Annotated in this window: 26 protein-coding genes, 1 tRNA gene and 2 pseudogenes; 15 read left to right on the top strand and 14 right to left on the bottom strand. The window is 57.0% G+C overall.

The genetic code is table 11. The features are described from left to right. The first annotated feature begins 1 nt into the window (after position 1). The 7 genes from LVW35_RS14070 (at position 2) to LVW35_RS14040 (ending at position 6,632) form a co-directional block, all read left to right on the top strand. Complete coding sequence (locus LVW35_RS14070; protein WP_233896307.1) at positions 2-472, top strand: arsenate reductase ArsC; 471 nt, start codon at positions 2-4, stop codon at positions 470-472. An 11-nt stretch (positions 473-483) separates the two neighbouring features. Continuing rightward, on the top strand, positions 484-1,170 hold the full coding sequence (arsH, locus tag LVW35_RS14065; protein ID WP_233896306.1) for an arsenical resistance protein ArsH: 687 nt from the start codon (positions 484-486) through the stop codon (positions 1,168-1,170). A gap of 48 nt (positions 1,171-1,218) precedes the next feature. Then, complete coding sequence (locus tag LVW35_RS14060; RefSeq protein WP_233896303.1) at positions 1,219-1,830, top strand: LysE family transporter; 612 nt, start codon at positions 1,219-1,221, stop codon at positions 1,828-1,830. A gap of 318 nt (positions 1,831-2,148) precedes the next feature. Next, on the top strand, positions 2,149-2,442 hold the full coding sequence (locus tag LVW35_RS14055) for a hypothetical protein (RefSeq protein ID WP_078048552.1): 294 nt from the start codon (positions 2,149-2,151) through the stop codon (positions 2,440-2,442). Positions 2,443-2,664: 222 nt separating this feature from the next. After that, the gene (gene mgtA / locus LVW35_RS14050; RefSeq protein ID WP_233896302.1) at positions 2,665-5,379 is read left to right on the top strand and encodes a magnesium-translocating P-type ATPase; all 2,715 of its coding nucleotides are present in this window, start codon (positions 2,665-2,667) and stop codon (positions 5,377-5,379) included. A gap of 65 nt (positions 5,380-5,444) precedes the next feature. Then, positions 5,445-5,792, top strand: coding sequence for a DUF2493 domain-containing protein (locus LVW35_RS14045; RefSeq protein WP_233896301.1), 348 nt, complete (start codon positions 5,445-5,447; stop codon positions 5,790-5,792). Between the two features lie 18 nt (positions 5,793-5,810). Next, positions 5,811-6,632, top strand: a complete 822-nt coding sequence (locus LVW35_RS14040; RefSeq protein ID WP_233896300.1) for a hypothetical protein — start codon at positions 5,811-5,813, stop codon at positions 6,630-6,632. Here the strand turns inward: LVW35_RS14040 and LVW35_RS14035 are convergent. Continuing rightward, positions 6,629-7,318, bottom strand: a complete 690-nt coding sequence (locus LVW35_RS14035) for a tellurite resistance TerB family protein (protein ID WP_233896299.1) — start codon at positions 7,316-7,318, stop codon at positions 6,629-6,631. The two genes, LVW35_RS14040 and LVW35_RS14035, sit on opposite strands and share 4 nt — an antisense overlap. A gap of 248 nt (positions 7,319-7,566) precedes the next feature. On the opposite strand from LVW35_RS14035, the gene LVW35_RS14030 reads away from it, so the two are divergent. Next, positions 7,567-7,653 (top strand) — tRNA-Leu (locus tag LVW35_RS14030). A gap of 184 nt (positions 7,654-7,837) precedes the next feature. Here the strand turns inward: LVW35_RS14030 and LVW35_RS14025 are convergent. The 6 genes and pseudogenes from LVW35_RS14025 to LVW35_RS14000 form a co-directional block, all read right to left on the bottom strand. Continuing rightward, a pseudogene (locus LVW35_RS14025) lies at positions 7,838-7,906 on the bottom strand (phage tail protein); the annotation flags it as partial. 391 nt (positions 7,907-8,297) lie between these two features. Then, the gene (locus LVW35_RS14020) at positions 8,298-8,714 is read right to left on the bottom strand and encodes a phage tail terminator-like protein (RefSeq protein ID WP_233896298.1); all 417 of its coding nucleotides are present in this window, start codon (positions 8,712-8,714) and stop codon (positions 8,298-8,300) included. After that, the gene (locus tag LVW35_RS14015; protein WP_233896297.1) at positions 8,711-9,307 is read right to left on the bottom strand and encodes a hypothetical protein; all 597 of its coding nucleotides are present in this window, start codon (positions 9,305-9,307) and stop codon (positions 8,711-8,713) included. The genes LVW35_RS14020 and LVW35_RS14015 overlap by 4 nt, the downstream gene beginning before the upstream one ends. Beyond that, positions 9,304-9,672, bottom strand: a complete 369-nt coding sequence (locus tag LVW35_RS14010) for a hypothetical protein (RefSeq protein WP_233896296.1) — start codon at positions 9,670-9,672, stop codon at positions 9,304-9,306. Before LVW35_RS14010 ends, LVW35_RS14015 begins: the two co-directional genes overlap by 4 nt. Before the next feature lie 23 nt (positions 9,673-9,695). Beyond that, positions 9,696-9,902: a hypothetical protein gene (locus tag LVW35_RS14005; RefSeq protein ID WP_233896295.1), complete on the bottom strand. Its 207-nt coding sequence runs from the start codon at positions 9,900-9,902 to the stop codon at positions 9,696-9,698. 35 nt (positions 9,903-9,937) lie between these two features. Next, a pseudogene (locus LVW35_RS14000) lies at positions 9,938-10,396 on the bottom strand (DnaT-like ssDNA-binding protein); the annotation flags it as partial. Here LVW35_RS14000 and LVW35_RS13995 point away from each other — a divergent pair. The 3 genes from LVW35_RS13995 (at position 10,319) to LVW35_RS13985 (ending at position 11,967) form a co-directional block, all read left to right on the top strand. Then, complete coding sequence (locus LVW35_RS13995) at positions 10,319-10,969, top strand: AAA family ATPase (protein ID WP_267924901.1); 651 nt, start codon at positions 10,319-10,321, stop codon at positions 10,967-10,969. The pseudogene LVW35_RS14000 and the gene LVW35_RS13995 overlap by 78 nt on opposite strands. Further along, entirely contained in the window at positions 10,966-11,559 is a 594-nt protein-coding gene (locus tag LVW35_RS13990) for a helix-turn-helix domain-containing protein (protein WP_233896293.1), read from the top strand. The genes LVW35_RS13995 and LVW35_RS13990 overlap by 4 nt, the downstream gene beginning before the upstream one ends. A gap of 69 nt (positions 11,560-11,628) precedes the next feature. Beyond that, positions 11,629-11,967: a hypothetical protein gene (locus tag LVW35_RS13985; protein ID WP_233896292.1), complete on the top strand. Its 339-nt coding sequence runs from the start codon at positions 11,629-11,631 to the stop codon at positions 11,965-11,967. On the opposite strand, the gene LVW35_RS13980 is transcribed toward LVW35_RS13985, so the two are convergent. Then, a complete protein-coding gene (locus tag LVW35_RS13980; RefSeq protein WP_233896291.1) occupies positions 11,918-12,388 on the bottom strand; it encodes a hypothetical protein in 471 nt (156 codons plus the stop codon). The two genes, LVW35_RS13985 and LVW35_RS13980, sit on opposite strands and share 50 nt — an antisense overlap. Positions 12,389-12,497: 109 nt before the next feature. Between LVW35_RS13980 and LVW35_RS13975 the strand changes: the two genes are divergently transcribed. Then, positions 12,498-13,100: a hypothetical protein gene (locus LVW35_RS13975; protein ID WP_233896290.1), complete on the top strand. Its 603-nt coding sequence runs from the start codon at positions 12,498-12,500 to the stop codon at positions 13,098-13,100. A 72-nt stretch (positions 13,101-13,172) separates the two neighbouring features. Here the strand turns inward: LVW35_RS13975 and LVW35_RS13970 are convergent, their stop codons facing one another. The 5 genes from LVW35_RS13970 to LVW35_RS13950 all read right to left on the bottom strand — a co-directional run bounded on the left by LVW35_RS13970 (position 13,173) and on the right by LVW35_RS13950 (position 15,881). After that, entirely contained in the window at positions 13,173-13,664 is a 492-nt protein-coding gene (locus LVW35_RS13970) for a hypothetical protein (RefSeq protein WP_233896289.1), read from the bottom strand. 92 nt (positions 13,665-13,756) lie between these two features. Then, the gene (locus LVW35_RS13965; protein WP_233896288.1) at positions 13,757-14,296 is read right to left on the bottom strand and encodes a hypothetical protein; all 540 of its coding nucleotides are present in this window, start codon (positions 14,294-14,296) and stop codon (positions 13,757-13,759) included. A 99-nt stretch (positions 14,297-14,395) separates the two neighbouring features. Continuing rightward, on the bottom strand, positions 14,396-14,626 hold the full coding sequence (locus LVW35_RS13960) for a hypothetical protein (protein WP_233896287.1): 231 nt from the start codon (positions 14,624-14,626) through the stop codon (positions 14,396-14,398). 120 nt (positions 14,627-14,746) lie between these two features. Next, complete coding sequence (locus tag LVW35_RS13955; protein ID WP_233896286.1) at positions 14,747-15,346, bottom strand: hypothetical protein; 600 nt, start codon at positions 15,344-15,346, stop codon at positions 14,747-14,749. A gap of 100 nt (positions 15,347-15,446) precedes the next feature. Continuing rightward, positions 15,447-15,881, bottom strand: a complete 435-nt coding sequence (locus tag LVW35_RS13950) for a hypothetical protein (protein WP_233896284.1) — start codon at positions 15,879-15,881, stop codon at positions 15,447-15,449. A 70-nt stretch (positions 15,882-15,951) separates the two neighbouring features. On the opposite strand from LVW35_RS13950, the gene LVW35_RS13945 reads away from it, so the two are divergent. Further along, a complete protein-coding gene (locus tag LVW35_RS13945; protein ID WP_233896283.1) occupies positions 15,952-16,875 on the top strand; it encodes a DNA cytosine methyltransferase in 924 nt (307 codons plus the stop codon). Positions 16,876-16,878: 3 nt separating this feature from the next. Here the strand turns inward: LVW35_RS13945 and LVW35_RS13940 are convergent, their stop codons facing one another. Continuing rightward, positions 16,879-17,424 carry a hypothetical protein gene (locus LVW35_RS13940; protein WP_233896281.1) on the bottom strand — a complete coding sequence of 182 codons (546 nt, stop codon included), beginning with the start codon at positions 17,422-17,424 and terminating at the stop codon, positions 16,879-16,881. Between the two features lie 63 nt (positions 17,425-17,487). Between LVW35_RS13940 and LVW35_RS13935 the strand changes: the two genes are divergently transcribed. Both LVW35_RS13935 and LVW35_RS13930 read left to right on the top strand, forming a co-directional pair. Further along, on the top strand, positions 17,488-18,129 hold the full coding sequence (locus LVW35_RS13935) for a hypothetical protein (protein ID WP_233896280.1): 642 nt from the start codon (positions 17,488-17,490) through the stop codon (positions 18,127-18,129). Continuing rightward, a complete protein-coding gene (locus LVW35_RS13930) occupies positions 18,126-18,464 on the top strand; it encodes a DUF4406 domain-containing protein (protein ID WP_233896279.1) in 339 nt (112 codons plus the stop codon). Before LVW35_RS13935 ends, LVW35_RS13930 begins: the two co-directional genes overlap by 4 nt. Positions 18,465-18,494 lie beyond the last annotated feature (30 nt).

Genomic DNA, 18,494 nt, shown 5'->3' with positions numbered 1-18,494 from the left:
GATGAAAGTCCTGTTCATGTGTACCGCCAACAGCTGTCGCAGCATCTTGTCCGAAGCGATGTTCAACCACTTGGCGCCGCAAGGTTTCGAAGCGATCAGCTCCGGCAGCTTTCCCAAGGGCCAGGTCCTGCCGCGCAGCCTGAGCACGTTGCAGGCTGCCGGTATCAACATCGAAGGCCTGTATAGCAAAGGCAACGACGCCTTCGAAGGCAGCCCGCCGGATGTGGTGATCACCGTGTGCGACAAGGCGGCCGGCGAAGCTTGCCCGGTGTATTTCGGGCTGGCGGTGAAGGCGCACTGGGGGTTGGAAGATCCTTCGGATGTCCAGGGTGACGACGCGAGTGTGCAAGCGGCATTCGATGCCACGCTGAAGACCATTGCCACACGCTGTCGGGCGTTTTTCATCCTGCCTTTTGCCGAGCTCAGCCCTGCCGAACTCAAGGTAGAACTTGCTCGTATCGCCCAGCTGTAATCGGAGGCTCCATGACCACCCTGCCCAATCTGGATCTGTCCCTGATCCCGTCAAAACCGGACGGTTTGGCCCAACCACCGCGCATCCTGCTGCTCTACGGCTCGACCCGGGAGCGCTCGTTCAGCCGCCTGCTGGTGGAAGAAGCCGCGCGCCTGCTGCAGCACTTTGGCGCACAAACGCGCATCTTCAACCCCAGCGGTTTGCCGCTGCCGGATGACGCGCCGGGCGATCACCCCAAGGTGCAAGAGCTGCTGGAACTGATGCAATGGTCCGAAGGCCAGGTGTGGTGCTCGCCCGAGCGGCACGGTTCGATGTCGGCGGTGTTCAAGGCACAACTCGACTGGGTGCCGCTGGCCCTTGGCGCGGTGCGCCCGACCCAAGGCAAAACCCTGGCGGTGATGCAGGTGTCCGGCGGTTCCCAGTCTTTCAATACGGTTAACCAGTTGCGCGTGCTGGGACGCTGGATGCGCATGTTCACCGTCCCGAATCAATCCTCGGTGCCCAAAGCGTTCATGGAGTTCGACGATCAGGACCGCATGAAGCCCTCGGCCCTGTACGACCGCGTGGTCGACGTGATGGAAGAACTGGTGAAGTTCACCCTGCTGCTGCGCGAACGTCCGGACCTGGTGGACCGCTATTCGGAGCGCAAGGAAAGCGCCGACGAACTCTCGCAACGCGTCAATCAACGGTCGATCTGAGCCCGCTTGCCAGCGTATGCTCTCGCACTTTCCTGAAAGGACGCGGGCATGCTGACGATCTTCTTTTACGCGCTGGTATTCGGTTTCGTGTTTTGTCTATCCCCCGGCGCGGTGCTGGCGGAGACCCTGCGCCGTGGCTTGCTGCATGGCTTCACACCGGCCTTGCTGGTGCAGTTTGGCTCACTGGTGGGCGATGCAGTGTGGGCGGTGATTGGCCTGACTGGCATTGCCCTGCTCATCCAGCATGATGCCGTGCGCATGCCGCTGACGGTGGTCTGTGCGGTGTACCTGGCCTGGCTCGGCATTCGCAGCCTGATCGACGCCTGGAAGTTACCCGAATCGGACGATGCACCCGCCAGCACCCGGCAAAATGCGCTGGTGGTTGGCGCAGCGATTTCACTGGCCAACCCGAAAAACATCGTTTACTGGGGAGCGTTGGGCAGCGCGCTGTCAGGCATCGTCGGCACCACGCCCAGCCACGGACAGACGCTGATGTTCTTTGCCGGGTTCATGCTCGCCTCGGTGGTGTCATGCTTCCTGATTGCAGGGCTGGTGAACGTGTTGCGCCAGAACGCCTCACCGTTGTGGCAACGTATCAGTTACGGCGCGTGCGGGGCAGTATTGATCTATCTGGCAGTTCTGGCCGCACAGGGTATATAAAGTTATATACCCACCAACTTCCGAGTGCCTCTTGCCTGAATAAACTCTGAACACCGGAGAATTTGATTAATCATGCGTTGACATTTTGTAACCGTCTGAGTAGATTGCCCGTGCCCGCAACTGGGGCCTTTTTTAAACCTCACAAAAGAAGCCAATGGACACAGTATCTAGTCGCTGTCCGAGCACCGCTTACGCGGGCATCGGGCGCCAAACCCAGAATATGACAGGACTCGCCTCCCCGGTCCGGTAAGCTGCGCTAGAGCTCGACGCTCCACCGTAACTGCCTCGCCGGTCGCCCGTCCGGTCCCGAGGTGTGTTATGACCTTGCTAACCCTTGCTTTGCCCGATGTACGCACCCTGGCCGCCGCCCTGCGCGCCAAGCTGTGCCGCGAGCCTGTTGGCTTTTCGCCAACTCGTTCAGCCTTTGCTGCACCCTCCCCCCAAGTGCGCCCGGCCCCTCCGCTGGCGCACTGGCGTGTCTGCCCTGCCACCGGCCACCTGGTGCAGCAGTGGGATCACGCCGACCCTCAAGACCCACAAAGACCGCAGGTTTCCAGACTGGCCCAAGCCGGCCTGCTGCTCGGTCTTTACCTGAGCGCTCGCGCCGCCTGAACCGGCTGGAAACAGCAACTTCTCCATTAAAACCTGGAGTTCTTTATGAACACTTCCAGTTGTAACTCGCTGCGCGCGTTTTAACTAACGCCGCAGTAAACGTTATGTAAGCACCTTATTTAAACCGATCGCGAAGTTAGCGACTCGGCATGCTTTCGCTCGCCTGTTTGCAGGTAAGTACCGGGTATGTTTTGTCGAAAATTGGCGACAGGAGTACACACAATGAGCGCCGTAAAAAACCCGCCGCTGCACAAAAAGAATGGCACCGACGCCGACACCAAGCTGTCGATGCGTGCCGCCCGCGAAGCCCATAACGGCCTGTCGGCCACCCTGGCCAACGTGCGTGCCACCCAGGACGGCCTGACCGAACTGGATGCCAGCGCCCGGCTGCAACGCGAAGGCTACAACGAAGTTGCCCATGACAAGCCACCTCACGCCATCGTCCAGTTCCTGCAGGCACTGAACAACCCGTTCATCTATGTGCTGCTGACCCTCGGCGGCATCAGCTTCTTCACCGATTGCTGGCTGCCAATGCAGGAAGGTGAAGACGCCGACCCGACCAAAGTCATCATCATCATGACCATGGTGCTGCTCAGCAGCCTGCTGCGCTTCTGGCAGGAGCACCGCTCGGCCAAGTCCGCCGAAGCGCTGAAAGCCATGGTGCGCACCACGGCGACCGTGCTGCGCCGTGAGCAAGTCGGTTCGCAACCCACCCTGCGCGAAGTGCCGATGCGCGATCTGGTAGCGGGCGACATCGTGCAGCTGTCGGCCGGTGACATGATCCCCGCCGATATCCGCCTGATCGAGTCCCGCGACCTGTTCATCAGCCAAGCCGTGCTGACCGGCGAAGCCTTGCCGGTGGAGAAGTACGACACCCTCGGTGATGTCACGCACAAATCTGCCGGGCCGGTGGCTGCCGACCAAGGCAACCTGCTGGACCTGCCGAATATCTGCTTCATGGGCACCAACGTGGTCAGCGGCCGTGCCAAGGCCGTGGTGGTGGCTACCGGGCCGCGCACCTACTTCGGCTCCCTGGCCAAGGCGATTGTCGGCTCGCGGGTGCAAACCGCTTTTGATCGCGGGGTGAACAGCGTCAGCTGGTTGCTGATCCGCTTCATGCTGGTCATGGTGCCGATCGTGTTCTTCCTCAATGGTTTCTCCAAAGGCGACTGGGGCGATGCGTTCCTGTTCGCACTGGCGGTTGCCGTCGGCCTCACCCCGGAAATGCTGCCGATGATTGTCAGCGCCAACCTGGCCAAGGGCGCCACCGCCATGGCCAAGCGCAAAGTGGTGGTCAAGCGTCTCAACGCGATCCAGAACTTCGGCTCGATGGACGTGCTGTGCACCGACAAGACCGGCACCCTGACCCAGGACAAGATCATCCTCGAACATCACGTCAACGCCTTCGGCCAGCGTGATGAGGCGGTACTGTCCCTGGCCTGGCTCAACAGCTACCACCAGAGCGGCATGAAAAACCTGATGGACCAGGCCGTGGTGCAGTTTGCGGAGCAGAACCCCAAGTTCAAGCTGCCGTTCGCCTACAGCAAGGTCGATGAATTGCCGTTCGACTTTGTCCGCCGTCGCCTGTCGATCGTGGTCAAGGATGCCGCCGACGACCAACTGCTGGTGTGCAAAGGCGCCGTGGAAGAAATGCTGAGCATCTCTACGCATATGATGGAGGCTGGCGCTGCCGTGCCCCTGGATGAGCGTCGCCGCGAAGAATTGCTGGCGATTGCCAACGACTACAACGAAGACGGTTTCCGCGTGCTGGTGGTGGCCACCCGTCACATCCCTAAATCGATGGCGCGCCAGCAGTACACCACGGCTGATGAGCGCAACCTGGTGATCCAGGGTTTCCTGACCTTCCTCGATCCACCGAAGGAAACTGCCGGCCCCGCGATTGCGGCACTGCAACAGATCGGCGTGGCGATCAAAGTGCTGACCGGCGACAACGCCGTGGTCACCAGCAAGATCTGCCGCCAGGTCGGACTCGATCCAGGCCTGCCGCTGCTGGGAGCTGAAATTGAAGCGATGGACGACGCGACGCTGCTGCGCCGTGTGGAAGAACGCACCGTGTTCGCCAAGCTGACGCCGCTTCAGAAGTCCCGCGTGCTCAAGGCGCTGCAAGCCAACGGTCACACCGTGGGTTTCCTGGGTGACGGGATCAACGATGCACCGGCACTGCGCGACGCTGACGTGGGTATCTCGGTCGACACGGCCACCGATATCGCCAAGGAATCGGCCGACATCATCCTGCTGGAAAAGAGCCTGATGGTGCTGGAAGAAGGCGTGCTCAAGGGCCGCGAAACCTTCGGCAACATCATGAAGTACCTGAACATGACCGCCAGTTCCAACTTCGGCAATGTGTTCTCGGTACTGGTGGCCAGTGCGTTCATTCCGTTCCTGCCAATGCTGTCGATCCACCTGCTGCTGCAGAACCTGATGTACGACATCTCCCAGCTGGCCCTGCCGTGGGACAAGATGGACAAGGAGTACCTGGCCAAACCGCGTAAGTGGGATGCGAAAAACATTGGCCGCTTCATGATCTGGATCGGGCCGACCTCGTCGATCTTCGACATCACCACCTTTGCGCTGATGTGGTACGTATTCGCGGCCAACAGTGTGGAAATGCAGACCCTGTTCCAGTCCGGCTGGTTCATTGAGGGGTTGCTCTCGCAAACCCTGGTCGTGCACATGCTGCGCACCCGCAAGATCCCGTTCTTCCAGAGCACCGCCGCCTGGCCGGTGTTGATGATGACCTGTGTGGTGATCGTGCTGGGGATCTACGTGCCGTTCTCGCCACTGGGCACCCTGGTGGGCTTGCAGCCGCTGCCGCTGGCGTACTTCCCATGGCTGGTGGGCACCCTGCTCAGCTACTGCTGTGTGGCCCAACTGATGAAGACGATCTACATCCGCCGCTTCAAGCAGTGGTACTGATCTCTCCCGCCGTTCAAGCGGTGGCGGTCGCCCGGCCGCCACCGTGCAACACAAGGAGTCACCTTATGCGCGTCTTGATCTGTGCAGGTCGTCATTACGCCGACACCAGAATGTCCCGCCAAGTGCTGGACGCTTACCACCGCCTGCGCCCGGTGCAGGTTTTGATCCACGGCGGCAACCAATTCCTCGGCAGCGACGTCGAGGACTGGGCACGGGAACTGGGCATCGATGTGGTGCGCTACCCGCCCAACTGGCAACGCCACGGCAAACAGGCGGAACGCCAGCGCAACCATTTCATGCTGACCGACAGCCGCCCAGACGTGGTCATCGCCCTACCCGGCGGCGACGACACCTGCGAGTTGGTTTGCCAGGCCAAAGCCAGCGGTATTTCGGTGCTGACCGTAGAAAGCTGAATTCATGCGAGGTGCATCATGCACAAAAAACACACCCCACTCCGCCAGGATGGGTTTGCCAAGTACCGTGCGCGCCAATACCGCGGCGCACGCCACACTCTGTTGCTGCTGCCACCCGCCAAGCGTCGCGCGTTACAGCGCAACCTGATCTTTATCGGGTTGGCCCTGGGCATCCTGTTGACGATTGCTTTGCTGTCCAAGGCCAACGCAGCCGGTGGATCCTATGTGGTTGACGACGGCGCGATCAATGCGCCCGGCGAGTGCAACGTCGACGCCTGGTACACCGCCAACCGTCATGATGGCAGCACCCATAATGAAACGCTGTCGCCCGCGTGCACCTTTGCCGCGCTACCCTCGGTGCAATGGGGCGCGGCCCTGTCCCGCGCCATGAGTGCCGACAAGGGTGAAACCCAGGTGAACCCGCAGCTCAAGGCGCAGGCGTGGTCGCGAGAAGACCTCGGGCTCGAATTGGCCCTGTCTGCCGGTGCGCACTTTGCCTTGGACCGCCGACATGGATTTGATGGCGCAGACTTCAACATTCCGTTGACGTGGCAACCCATGGAGCCCCTGCGGTTGAACCTGAATGCCGGCTGGTCCCATGCCTACAACGACGGTAATCAGAAACACCGGTTGACCTGGGGTACCGGTCTTGAATACCAGGTGGCGCGTTCATTGACGCTGGTCGCCGAGCGTTACGGCCAGGGTGGCGGCGACCAGGCCTGGCAGGCAGGGCCCAGGTTTCATGTCGGCGAGCTGATCGACGTGGATCTGGTGGTCGGGCGCAGCCTGATCGGTGACCGCCCGCATTGGCTCACTACCGGGGCCACGCTGCGGTTCTAGGCCTTGGCCTGTTGTTCCAGGTGCAGTTGTAATTGCGGGTCGATTTGCAACTGCCCCGCCAAGTCATCCAGGTAATTGCGTTCGGCGTCCTGCTGATCGTCCACCAACATCACACTGGCCAGGTACACCTCGGCCGCCACGGCCGGGTCGCTGGAGAACTCGGCGAAATCCGCGGCATCCAGGGGCTTGGCGACTTCGGCGTCGAGCCATTGTTGCAGTTGCGGGTCGTCGGTATGGCGGCCCAGCTCGCTGGAAATCAACTGCTGTTCTTGTTCATCGATGCGGCCATCGGCTTTGGCGGCGGCGATCAAGGCGCGCAGTACGGCGTGGCTGTGGGCTTCGGCTGCGGGGCCGTCGAGCTGATCCACTGTGTGGAACGCTTGCTGCGGCGCATTGGTTTGCTGGCGCTGCCAGGCTTGATAGGCCTGGAATGCCGCCATTCCCAGAGAAGCCAACGCCGCGTAGTTCATGCCGCCGGAACGCCCTTGCGTGGGACGAGTACCCGTTGTGCCACCCAACATGCTACCCAGCCCTCCCAATAAATCACCCAGACCGCCACCGGCCGATGCATTGCCAGGGCGAGAGCCTTTCAATAATCCGCCGAGGAGCCCACCCAGTCCGCCGGATGAGGTACTGCCGCCTTGCCCGGCGCGCAAGAGTTGTTCGAGTAAATCACTGGTGTTCATGGTGTCACCCTCCGAGGGCGCAACGTTGGCGTCTAACAACCATAGCCCGCCACTGCCGGAACACCATGACCGCCGGGCGGCACGGCTTATCGGGACAATGAGGAACCTCCGGTCAGCCGCTAAAACCTTCCTAGATCGCTGATCTGACAAGCTTTTTCGCCCGCCACCGAATGTAATAAAGCCCCTCTGCGACCTTGCATCCAAGCGTGCGGGTCTATATATTCCCAACCCTGCAACACGGCGCTACCGCCCGAATGGCGAAACTGGTAGACGCATGGGACTTAAAATCCCCCGCTCGTAAGGGCGTCCCGGTTCGATTCCGGGTTCGGGCACCAACGATATCAAGGGCTTGCATGATGAACTTCATGCAGGCCCTTATCTTTTTGTTCCGCAATTTTTGTAAGTTGTTCCGCAATTCCCATCTCCGGCGTCCTGCCGATAGTTAACCGCTCATAACTCCAACCGAACTCCACTAACCCGGCAATGCTCTATCGAGAGACGCCTGGGCGCCTCCAGGCCAAATGGCAGAGCCGCAGCGTACGTGGCGGCGTGCTGAAAAGTACCGCCGTTCGGGATTTTGTAGCCCATGGGTATTTCCTCTTTGCAGATATGAAAAAACCCGCTCGATGGCGGGTCTTTGGGGTTGCCCAATGGGCGAATTTTTAGTTACTCAGGAATACGACAGTTTTCGTAAGCCTCAAGCGGCAGCCCAGACTTGGAACCAACAACTACGCCGGTAAGGCCGCAGGAAGGGCAGCAGGCATGCTTTTCCAGATACCACCTCGTAATTTGACTCGGAGTAGACCATTGTCCGCAGGCAGTGCAGATGCACCTTTCGCTGGCACTAATCTCGTCTCGGTTGTTCCAGCCGTGATCGTCGGCAGATTCATCCAGCCACTGCAATCGTGCCTTTGTATCTTCATCCATGGTATCCCCCCTACCTACCCATATACGTGCATCGATTCTAGCGCGATGCCGCTCAATTGGTGTCGGCTCGATATAAGAACGAGACCGAGACGGCATAGGTGGAATCGCCGGTGATGCCTGGCCCAGGGTCAACTGGCGACATGGTTACCACGGTGAGCGTAGCCTTCGTGTCATGGGCGTATAGCGGGAACAGGGCCGTCAACTCGGCCACAACCGGGTTTGTTTTGGTCTTGCCGCTTCCCGCCGGCGCGATGATGCTCACCTGAAACACGCCGGTGTACAGCCGGTGATCACCGCCGAGCGTGTTGCTAGCGGTATCGCCAGGGATGGTGAAGGCACGCAGGTATGTTTCGCCTTCAGCGGGCGCGTAGGCCGTGTTCTCGAACACGATCTTCAGCTTCTCCGACCTGGCAGCGTTCCAGGCGATGAGCTTTGCCTCGTAAATCGAGGCGATGATTGCGTGACTCATACCTGGTTGTTCCTGATGGCCTCCAGCACGATCTGCTGAAAGCGAGCCACGGTTACCCGAACCATGCCGCCGGGCGCCTGGGTCGAGTGACCAAACTCCAGTTCAATCGCATAGGGCAAATTGTTGATGATGTAGGCCATCTGGCCGGCAGTGAAATCGCTCATCGCGGCGACTAGCGCAGCGGTAGTTTCAGCACCGCTTGGGTCCACCTCGTCGAAGGTGACGCTCTCGACAACGCCCAGCGAGATATGCCAGTTCGCACGGAACCGGCCGCCTACGTAGCCTTCCGGCGCGACGATATCCATGCCGTCGTTGAGCTTGCGGCCCTTCTTGAGCCTGCCGCCCTTGGTCAGGTTAGCGGGATCGCTGCGCAGCGTGCTGTTGTGCTCGTCGACAGCCTTGTTGTACTCAGTAGCTACAGCGTTCTGCGCCCAGATCTCCGGATTACCCACGGGAGACATCCGAATCAGGCTGCTGCCGACCTCGATGATGATCTCGCGCACGCTGGTGTCGATGGCTTCGCTGGTTTGGGCGGCGAACTCGGCCAGGCTTAGGGCGAAACTTCCGGACTGTCCGGCGGCTGCGCGGCTCACGACCGCACCTGCAGCTCATACAGGATCGGCGTGCCGGCGGGATTGATCTCTTTCAGTGGAGGGACGATTGACCAGATGCGGCCTTGGGCAACGACCTTGTCGAGCAGATCCGGCACCCAGGCCATGTCCTGCGCGGCGATCTTGAGCTTCTTATCGCCCTGCTTGATGAGACTATTGTTTTGGAATTCGATGCCGGTGAAGTCGAGCAGGATGCCTTGGGCTGTTTGCTCGACGGTTGCGCCCGGCGCTTCGCCGCCCGTCTCAGGGTCGTACTCGCCCGGCACCGTCTTGCTGATGGTCACGGGCTGGCCGAACTCTGTGATCATCTCCAGAGCCATCACGGCCATTTCATCGTAAAAGGCCATGGTGGCTCCAATTTTAATAATGGCTAGCGTGACGCAGACTTACCGAACTGGTACTCATTGGCGGCATCAGTTCGTGCTTTACGCTCAAGCAGCAACTGGTCAGCTGCCTCGGCGGCCTTCGCTGCGGCTTGCGCCAATGAATAGTCCCCCTTAATGATCAGAGCATTGAGTGCAGAAGCTGCAAACTCATCCCAAGTACCCGTGTCATTGCCAAAAAGCATCGTCGCCATAATTACCTCCACTTGATGAAGGCACAAAGCTACCATTACGCGCGCACTGCGAACAGCCCGCGCTTTTGCAGATAGTCGGCAAACTGCGTAGCGCTCGGTCGATCAGGTGCCGCTGGCAATAGCCGATTGCTGGTGTTGGAAATCGTCGCGTATTCGCGGGTTACAGCACCTTCGACGCGCTCCAGCGTCACAGCACCCTTTCGCTTGTCGATGGGGTCAATGTCGTCCTGATGGATCTCAGCGGCCAGGGCCATCTGGCCGTACTGGATGCGCGCCGGAAGGTAGTTGTTCGGTTTGATCTCCTGATCCAGCAGAACTTCCCGGCGCGGCCAGGATAAGGCCTGCTCGCTGCGGGTCTTGCGCCCCTTCCAGGTCATGCCATCCATCACCAAGGCGGCCCGGCGCAGCAACGCCTCTTGCTCGGGAGCGCCCGCAGGGATGACCGTGCCGAACTTCACGGCATACAGGGCCAGGTCCTCGGCGCTCGCGTAGCTTCCGGGGGATGCCTAGAGCAGAATGAGACCGTGGCCCACCAGAAGTTCCGGGGCAACACCTGGGCGGCCTGGAACGAGACCACGCCGCGCCACCGGAAGCTGACGGACAAGATCCTCACCAGCTCGATGCACATCATCTGCACCATGCGCAGCAAGACTGAGACGGTTCAAGGCGAGGGCAAGAAGATCCTCAAGCTGGGCATGAAGTCCGAGCAGCGCGACGGCACCGACTACGAATTCACCGTGGTGCTGGACCTGACCCATGACGGCCACACAGCCACGGCCAGCAAGGACCGGACGAAGCTGTTCGATCAACCTGAGCTGATCAGCGCTGACACCGGTCGCCGCCTTCTGGCGTGGCTGAACTCCGGTTTGAATCCAGAGGATCGCGCCAAAGAACTGCTGGTGGATGCTATCGCCGATATCCATCAGGCGGTGGACATGGCGGCACTTGAGTCGGCCTACAACGCCGGCCGCGTAATCGTTCACGGATTCGACAGCCTCAAGCCGGCACTGGTCGCCGCGAAGGATATCCGTAAGGCTGAACTGAACAAAGCGAGGCAGTCAGCATGATCAGCAACCACCTAAGCCTGGTAGAGGCGCTTCGGCCAAAATCCAATGAGCTGGCCGATCAGATCGCTGAGTTTGTTGCGGCCGGCGGCAAGATCGAAGTAGCCGAGCCATACCACTATAAGCCCAAGCCCATCACCTACAGCAACCATATGCCGCCACCGCCGAAGCCATTCGTTCGGCGCAAGGTTGAAGCGAATCCCCTCCCCCTCGACAAGACCGACATCCGATCACAGGACCGGCTTGAGCTGGCTGAGCAGATACGCCAGCTGGGCGTAACACTCACCCAGACCGAGGTGGCCGCCGAGCTTGGTGTCAGTCGGCGGCTGATCTACAACTACGCCGCGCGGTACGACATCACGTTCAAGGCGCCAACCCGCGGAGGTGCACGGAACCTGGTGCGCAAGGAAGTTGACGAAGCGCGCGACGCCAAGCTCGCCGAGCGAATCAAGGCCTTCCTGGAGCTGGGCATTACCCGGCGCCAGTGCTGCGGGAAGCTGGCGATCGGCAATAAGGCCTTCGAGCGGATCATCACCACCCACGGCATCGACTACCCAAAAGCGCGGCGTGGAAGCACCTCATGCGTCGCATAGCCCGTATCCAGCAACGCAAACGACAAACCTGGCTAGCACTGCCGGCCAGCGGAATAGAAGAGGTAGGTCATGGCCAAGACTGTGCAGGAAAGATCGGCCAAGGCTGCGCAGAAGCGGCTGGCGGTCGCCGAGAAGGAATTGCGGCACAAGGTCAGGCCCGGAATCGAGCAGGCCATGGAGCGTATCCGGCTTCGCGGCCAGGTGCCGATCATCAGCGAGGTCCTGCAGATCGCCATCATGAAGATGGACTTGATGCCCGACGACGAGCTGATCGCGTTCTTACGTTATCCGCGCCACGAAATCGTTATTAGCGAAAACGTGGCGCGTAAATTCTACAGCGATAGTATGCGCGAGTTGATTAGGGAGCCGGGAGACGAGACTGTACAGGCACCGAATCGGCTCGAATGACGCGCCGAGCCACAGCGACCAACAGCTTTAGGCTCTGATATTCGTTATCCCAGTCCAAAAGCATCTCTCTTTCCATAGATAGAACATCCCCGTTTATCGATACGAGGAAACGATCAATCTCTACAGGAAGCTTACTTACTAAATTGACAGTGGTTAGAACGGCAAGAGCGTAGTTATCATTTTCTATCGCTAGAGGCGTTAAAGAGATGGAGAAACGCTTGCCGACGACGACGCCGGCGACACTTTCACCATCCTTTCCGACCTCTACAGAGAGTTGATCGCTGAGAAATTTTGGGCCGAGCTCCTTCCAATGCTCAAAATTCTGCATAAGTTTGTCTTTTATGCGTTTGTACGCATATGTCACCTTGTTCAACTCACCACGAAATTGGTCATAGTCGTAGTCAAAATCTGCTTTTTCCACGCTTTCAGCTCCATCTGTTAGTGGCAAATTGCCGACACCTGTTTAACCCAACCCAAGCCAAATTGCCACCACCGGCCACCGTAGGGCGGCGCCTGACTGGAGATAATCCATGGACAAAAACACCAAGATCCTGATCACGGAGATCCCGGGAGAGTGGACCCAGCGCGAGCGCAATGGCAGCCTCAACGTGTGGAACGGGGCGGATCATCACAGATTTCACCGAACCACTACTGACCTGCCTGAAGTCAGCCTTCGGCCACCGGAAAACGGCCTGTACGCCGAGCGAATCGATGGCTCATGGTACTGGGTTTCTGGTTGTGCCAAGTGCAATGGAACCGGTGAGAAGTACAGCTACGTGGTGTGCGATAAGCACAACGTTTGCCGCCTGTGCAGCACCCACCGCTCGAAGCTCACGGAAACACCGTGGGGACATCCTGACGGGTTCACCTGTAAGCCTTTTCAGGCCGCAGAAGACGCCGCTGCGAAGGCCGAAGCGCTGGCCAAGGTCGCCGAGACAGACTATGACGAGTGGGATTATCGCAGCCAGGACGAATGCAAATGCCCGCATTGCGCCACGGTCATCCACATCGAGTCTGAAGATTACGGTGACAAGAAGATGACGTGCGATACCTGCGGCGGCGCGTTCGAGCTGGTCACCGAGTACACCATTCAGTTCACAACCACGGTGATTGGCGAACGCCTCACCGCCTGATCCGGCTCCATGCCGGTCAATCAAAATAAATCAGTATGAAAATACGATAACTGTTTCCGTGAAGACACTCAATCAAATGACAGACTGTTTGTCCTTTAAGTCTAGATATCTTTGGGTTCTGTAATACCACAACAGCATACCAACAAATGCAACTATTAATGAAACGCACTGCAGCCAGCCGTATAGATAAGCCAGACCTTTAAGCTTTTCAAAGTAGCTTTTGACCAATTCCAGATTAGCATTAAGTTTTGCATTTACTAATTTTGCCTCATCAAATCTTGACTGTATCTTATCTCTAGTCGCCTCCAGGCTCGGCATAGCCCCCATTAGCTTCTTGAGTGTTGTCGTTCCAGAATTCAGGTCAGCAATAACCTTAGAAAGGCGATTCGAATCTGTCTTAATCGCGTCTAGAGTCGCTAAGAACTCGACCTGTTGAATGGTTAAACTATCAATTTTCAATTCAAGATCATCTGATCTCTTATTCAAATCAAAAAAGAAAAATACAAAACATATCATCCCTACAATCGAGAGAAACTTATACAGATTATCCGTTAGCGCCTGCATGACTTGTCCCTAATAGCGCTCAAAATAACCCTACCTAATACCCCATATCAACGAATCACGCCAGACATCGTTTGACTAACTGGCAAATACTCTCAACGAGCAGAACCGGAGTAAGGAGCTTTGGAAACAGGCATATCTCCAGATTTCATATTTAGTATTGTTCTGTCGACCATAGGCCGAAAACTTGGATCTTTGTACATCCCGGTTAAAAGAGCGAGTGTCCTAGCAGCAGAGCCATCAAATGTGAATCTTTGATTTTCAAAATTGCAGGCCTCAAAACTCAATCCAGAGCTAGCGTCGATTACAATTTCAGTGCCGCTAAACTTGCAGTTCAAAAACCTTTTTCCACACGCATAGATCCTTTCAACACCGTATTCTCTATCGGCTATTAGCTCTAAAGGTCCGTCGTTCTGGTTCTTCTTGCGAGTGCTATATAATATCCATCCGAAGAAACCGATTGGGATAATCAGCAGCACCAGCCAAGACGGAACCGTAAATGTTTTTGAAAGATAGTCTCTATAGAGAACTTCCCAGCTGACTAATAGACCAACAATCGAGGCAAGCAATGTAATCAGAAACATTGCTACGACTATCAGAGGGTTCTTTGTAAGCACTTCTGCAAGATATTTCATTCAGCAGTCCCTATTTAGATTCAGCGCGACTCCACGCGGTTCACCCGTAATACCCCAACCAAAACCAAATCGCCACCACCGGACACTGAAGGGCGGCGCCTACCCAATATCTCGATCCACCCAGTGCTTGGCAAGCCAGGCTGGAATCAACAGCGTTCGCGATGCATCCAACTTTGTGCTGGCATCTGGTGAGCGTTCGATTTCAGCGCCGAAGTAAGCAATCCAGCTTCCGTCAGGCTGCAACACTAGCTCCGTCAAGTACGTGCCGACTTCAGCCACGGTCAGTCCACTTTGCTCTGCTAGCAGCTTATTAGAAGGTTTTCTGTCCACTCTTTCCTCCTTGATCCGGCTCCATGCCGGTTACCCGTGATACCCCATATCAACGAATCACGCCAGGCTATTGAGAAAGCTGCCAACAATAGAAACTATCAGGCATCTGAGGGGCAAATCTTATCTACCCTGCTTTGTAATAACCCATTCAGCCTTGAGTATTTTCTGGGCGCTACTGACAATTTCGTCACATAAATCGGGCAAATTATTGGTGCTTTGCCCCTCGCTTTCGTAAGCCACATCCATTGCTTTGAGAAGATTGACCGTTGCTTCCTCCCCAGGATTTAAAAGCATCTCAACTTTTGCACGATAAATCCTCGCCTCATTGACCGCGCTTAGTGATAGCTCAACCCAAGCAGGATTCTCAGTTTCAAAATACTGAAACGCCCGCCATTCTTCCATGTGGATATTTTTTGCTTTCAACCACCTAGTTCGCTTCCCGCGCAAGTCAGAAATTTGCAATACCGCAGCTACATAGCTAGCACTGCAATCTCTCAACTCATTGATCCAAGCCTGCCTGCTTGCTCGGATGGCCCCAGCTGTAGCGATTTTTTCTTGGCTCCTGACAGTACGTTTGAACGTATAGATAGTGGCCCACGAACCGATTGCTACCGCGAACGCCGTCAAAAAAAATCCCCCAAGCACTTTGTAATCAGTGCCGGTATTCAGAGCGATTTCAGGAACTCTGTTGAGGGTCAGCATTACATTTTCAATGGTCACTCAGTTCCCCATATAGTTGCATGTAGAGGCTTTAACAAATAACCCATATCAACCATATCAAGCCAGTCTGCAACAGCAGAGTACAGGTCACAAATAACACTTAGCTTCGATTGATCTTATCTGCAGATTCGATATTTTTCCTAATGCTTGCAGCAGTCACTACCGAGGCCATGGACATGGACAGACACACTATCGCTACAAACCCGATTCCTAAAAAAAGCTCTTTAGCGAGCATTTTTTCTGCAGATACGGACATATAAATTGCAATAAGAGCCAATACCTGAAAGCTGACACCTCGAATGAGTACATAAGTCGCGGTCCCCATAGCCTTCATTCGTAAGTACTCACTGTGCGCCAGCTCTTCAATCTTGCGCTGCTGGGCTTGCTTTCTCCTATCGGACGAACTCCTCCATTTCTCAGAAAGCTTTCCCAGGCCGGTATCAATCCACCCCTTAGAGTAAGAGGAAAAAAAGTTAATTGCTATCCCAACGACCACCACTGAGACCCACCACGACGGATCCGCGAAAAAAGTCATTACACCCACGTCTGAAATCCAGTTCGATAAAAGACAAAAGATACCAATTCGCCATCACAAAGGAAATCACATGCTCACAGCTATCGATTTATTTGCCGGCTTCGGCGGATGGACTGCTGGCGGAAAGGCAGCAGGCCTCAATGTTCTATGGGCTGCAAACCACTGGCCCGCTGCCGTAGAGTGGCACACTAGGAACAACCCGGACACACAGCACGTCTGCCAGGACTTGCACCAGGCGGATTGGTCGCAGGTCCCAAAGCATGATGTGATGCTGGCTTCTCCTTGCTGTCAGGGCCACGCGAAGGCACGCGGCAAGGCTGCCGGCAATCCTCAGCACGACAACTCGCGCTTGACGACCTGGGCGCCGGTGGCGAATGCAGAGGTCAACAGGCCCGACTTCGCAATCATCGAGAACGTGCCGGAGTTCATGGACTGGATTCTCTACCCGGCCTGGGCCGACGCGATGCAGCGCCTGGGTTACTCGCTGGCTCCGCACATCGTGGACTGTGCAGACCTCGGCGTGCCTCAGCACCGGGTGCGCCTCTTCATGGTCTGCTCTCGCAGCAAGGCACCGCTCCACCTGCAGCTCCAGCAGCACCAGCATGTGCCGGCCAGCGACATTATCGATTTCAACGCCGGCAAGTGGTCGCCGATCATCAAGCCAGGCCGTGCCGAATCGACGCTGATCCGCGTGAAGAATGGCCGGGAACGGTTCGGCGAGCGATTCGTGATGCCTTATTACGGCTCAGGGTCAGGCCTCACAGGCCGCAGCCTAGACCGCCCTATCGGCACCATAACTACCCTCGATCGCTGGGCCGTGGTCGACGGTGACCGGATGCGCATGATCACCGCCGATGAGGCCATGGCCGCGCAATCCTTCCCGAAAGACACGCAGCGCCCAGACAACCATCGGCTGACCATGCACATGACTGGCAATGCAGTTCCACCGCTTGCGGGCCAGCGCATCATCGAGGCTCTAAGAAAGGCCGCCTAATTATTACGCAGAAGTAGTGGCTCGAAGCTCGCACGCAACTTTCAGCTTTTCAAAAAGTTCTTTGCTTGGGGTAGCAAAGAACTCTTCGCCTGTAGTGGTTGTAGCCAGAGCTTTTAATGTTTTTATGTCTTTTTTCCAATTCGCACCCAACGACTCAGCCATTTGGGAAAACCATCTTCCATCATCGACATTAAATAGCCACTTCCCCGAAACTCCGGAAGCCTGCATTAATGGCATTGGATGACTAAGAGTACGATCCCATAACTGTATGAAATATTGCTTTGTCTTTTTCCCCACAACCCAACCGATAGAATCAGTATTGATCGTCCGATCACCCGTATTTACCAAACTAAAAATTATGTGTTCTGGATGATATTCAGATCCAATTTCTGCCATCAGCATTAGTCGCGCAGATAACTTGGCTGTCCTCTTTCCAGATTTCATGGACAGATAGAGCGAAACAGCTACGGCAGAGATGGTTCCAATCGCAGCCAGCCAATTTGCAAATCCGTTAATGATTCCCCACTGCTCAGCGGTTATCCCGAACATTCCCACCTCCAAAAGACGAAACGTTATCCCAATCGTAGCTTTGTCGCTACATGGAGAATTCCCATGCCCACAGGAAACAAAACGGCCGAGCCGCTGAAGGTTGAGCGCTCGACAGTAACGAAGCTGGTGATCACCGGCACGGCGCGGCTCGACCCGATAACGGTTTTCCTCGAGGACTTCGGTCGCCGCGACTGCCCGACTGAATTCGACCCAAACTACCAGACTGCCCAGGGCAAGATCACGATCAACTGCTGGGACAAGAGCTGGAACGCCTACTGGGGTGGAATGGGACCTCGCACGGTTGCCGAGTTTGTGGCCAAGTGCGATTGGCCCTATGTTCTGAACTGCCTGGATCGCGGGATCAGTAGCACGCGGTTCAGCGGGGACGCGCTCCATGCCTTCGCCAAGAAGTGCATCGTCCAGCGCCGCCGGCAACAGACCGGGCGACACGACTGGGAACTGGGCGAACTGAGTAAGGGCGAGGCCCGCGAGTTTTGGCACGACATCGACTCATTGCGCAGTATCGAAAGCCCGAATGAGTGCTGGCATCAGAGCAGGCTGCTGACCGAGTTGTTTGGTGATGAATGGCATTACCCAGTCGACGAAAAGGCGATCGAGGAAAACCACGAATTCACATACCTGCGCCGCGTTGTTGAGGCCGTTCAGGACGCGCTGCGCCAGGAACAGCAGCAGGTGGCCGCATGAAGCGCATCTACCTCAGTGGTCCCATGACCGGACTGCCCGGCCTCAACTTAGCCGCTTTCCACGCCATGACCACCAACCTGCGCGCCGGCGGCAACACCGTTACCAACCCCGCCGAGATCAACACCGACGGCGGCACTTGGAACGACTGCATGCGGCGCGACATTGCGGCGCTGATGGACTGTGACACCGTGGCCACTCTCCCAGGGTGGGAGCATTCAAAGGGTGCACGCCTGGAAGTCATGATCGCCGAACGCCTCGGCATGACGGTTGTGAATGCCCATGAACTGGTAACGAGGGAGAATGCCGCAGTACCAACATTTTCCAAGCTGATGTAAAAAGTACAGCTGCCATTTAAGACATTCACT

This window comes from Pseudomonas sp. HN11, from assembly GCF_021390155.1.
GTDB lineage: Bacteria > Pseudomonadota > Gammaproteobacteria > Pseudomonadales > Pseudomonadaceae > Aquipseudomonas.
Note: the sequence above shows the minus strand (reverse complement) of the source record. Positions and strands in the feature narration are given on the sequence as shown.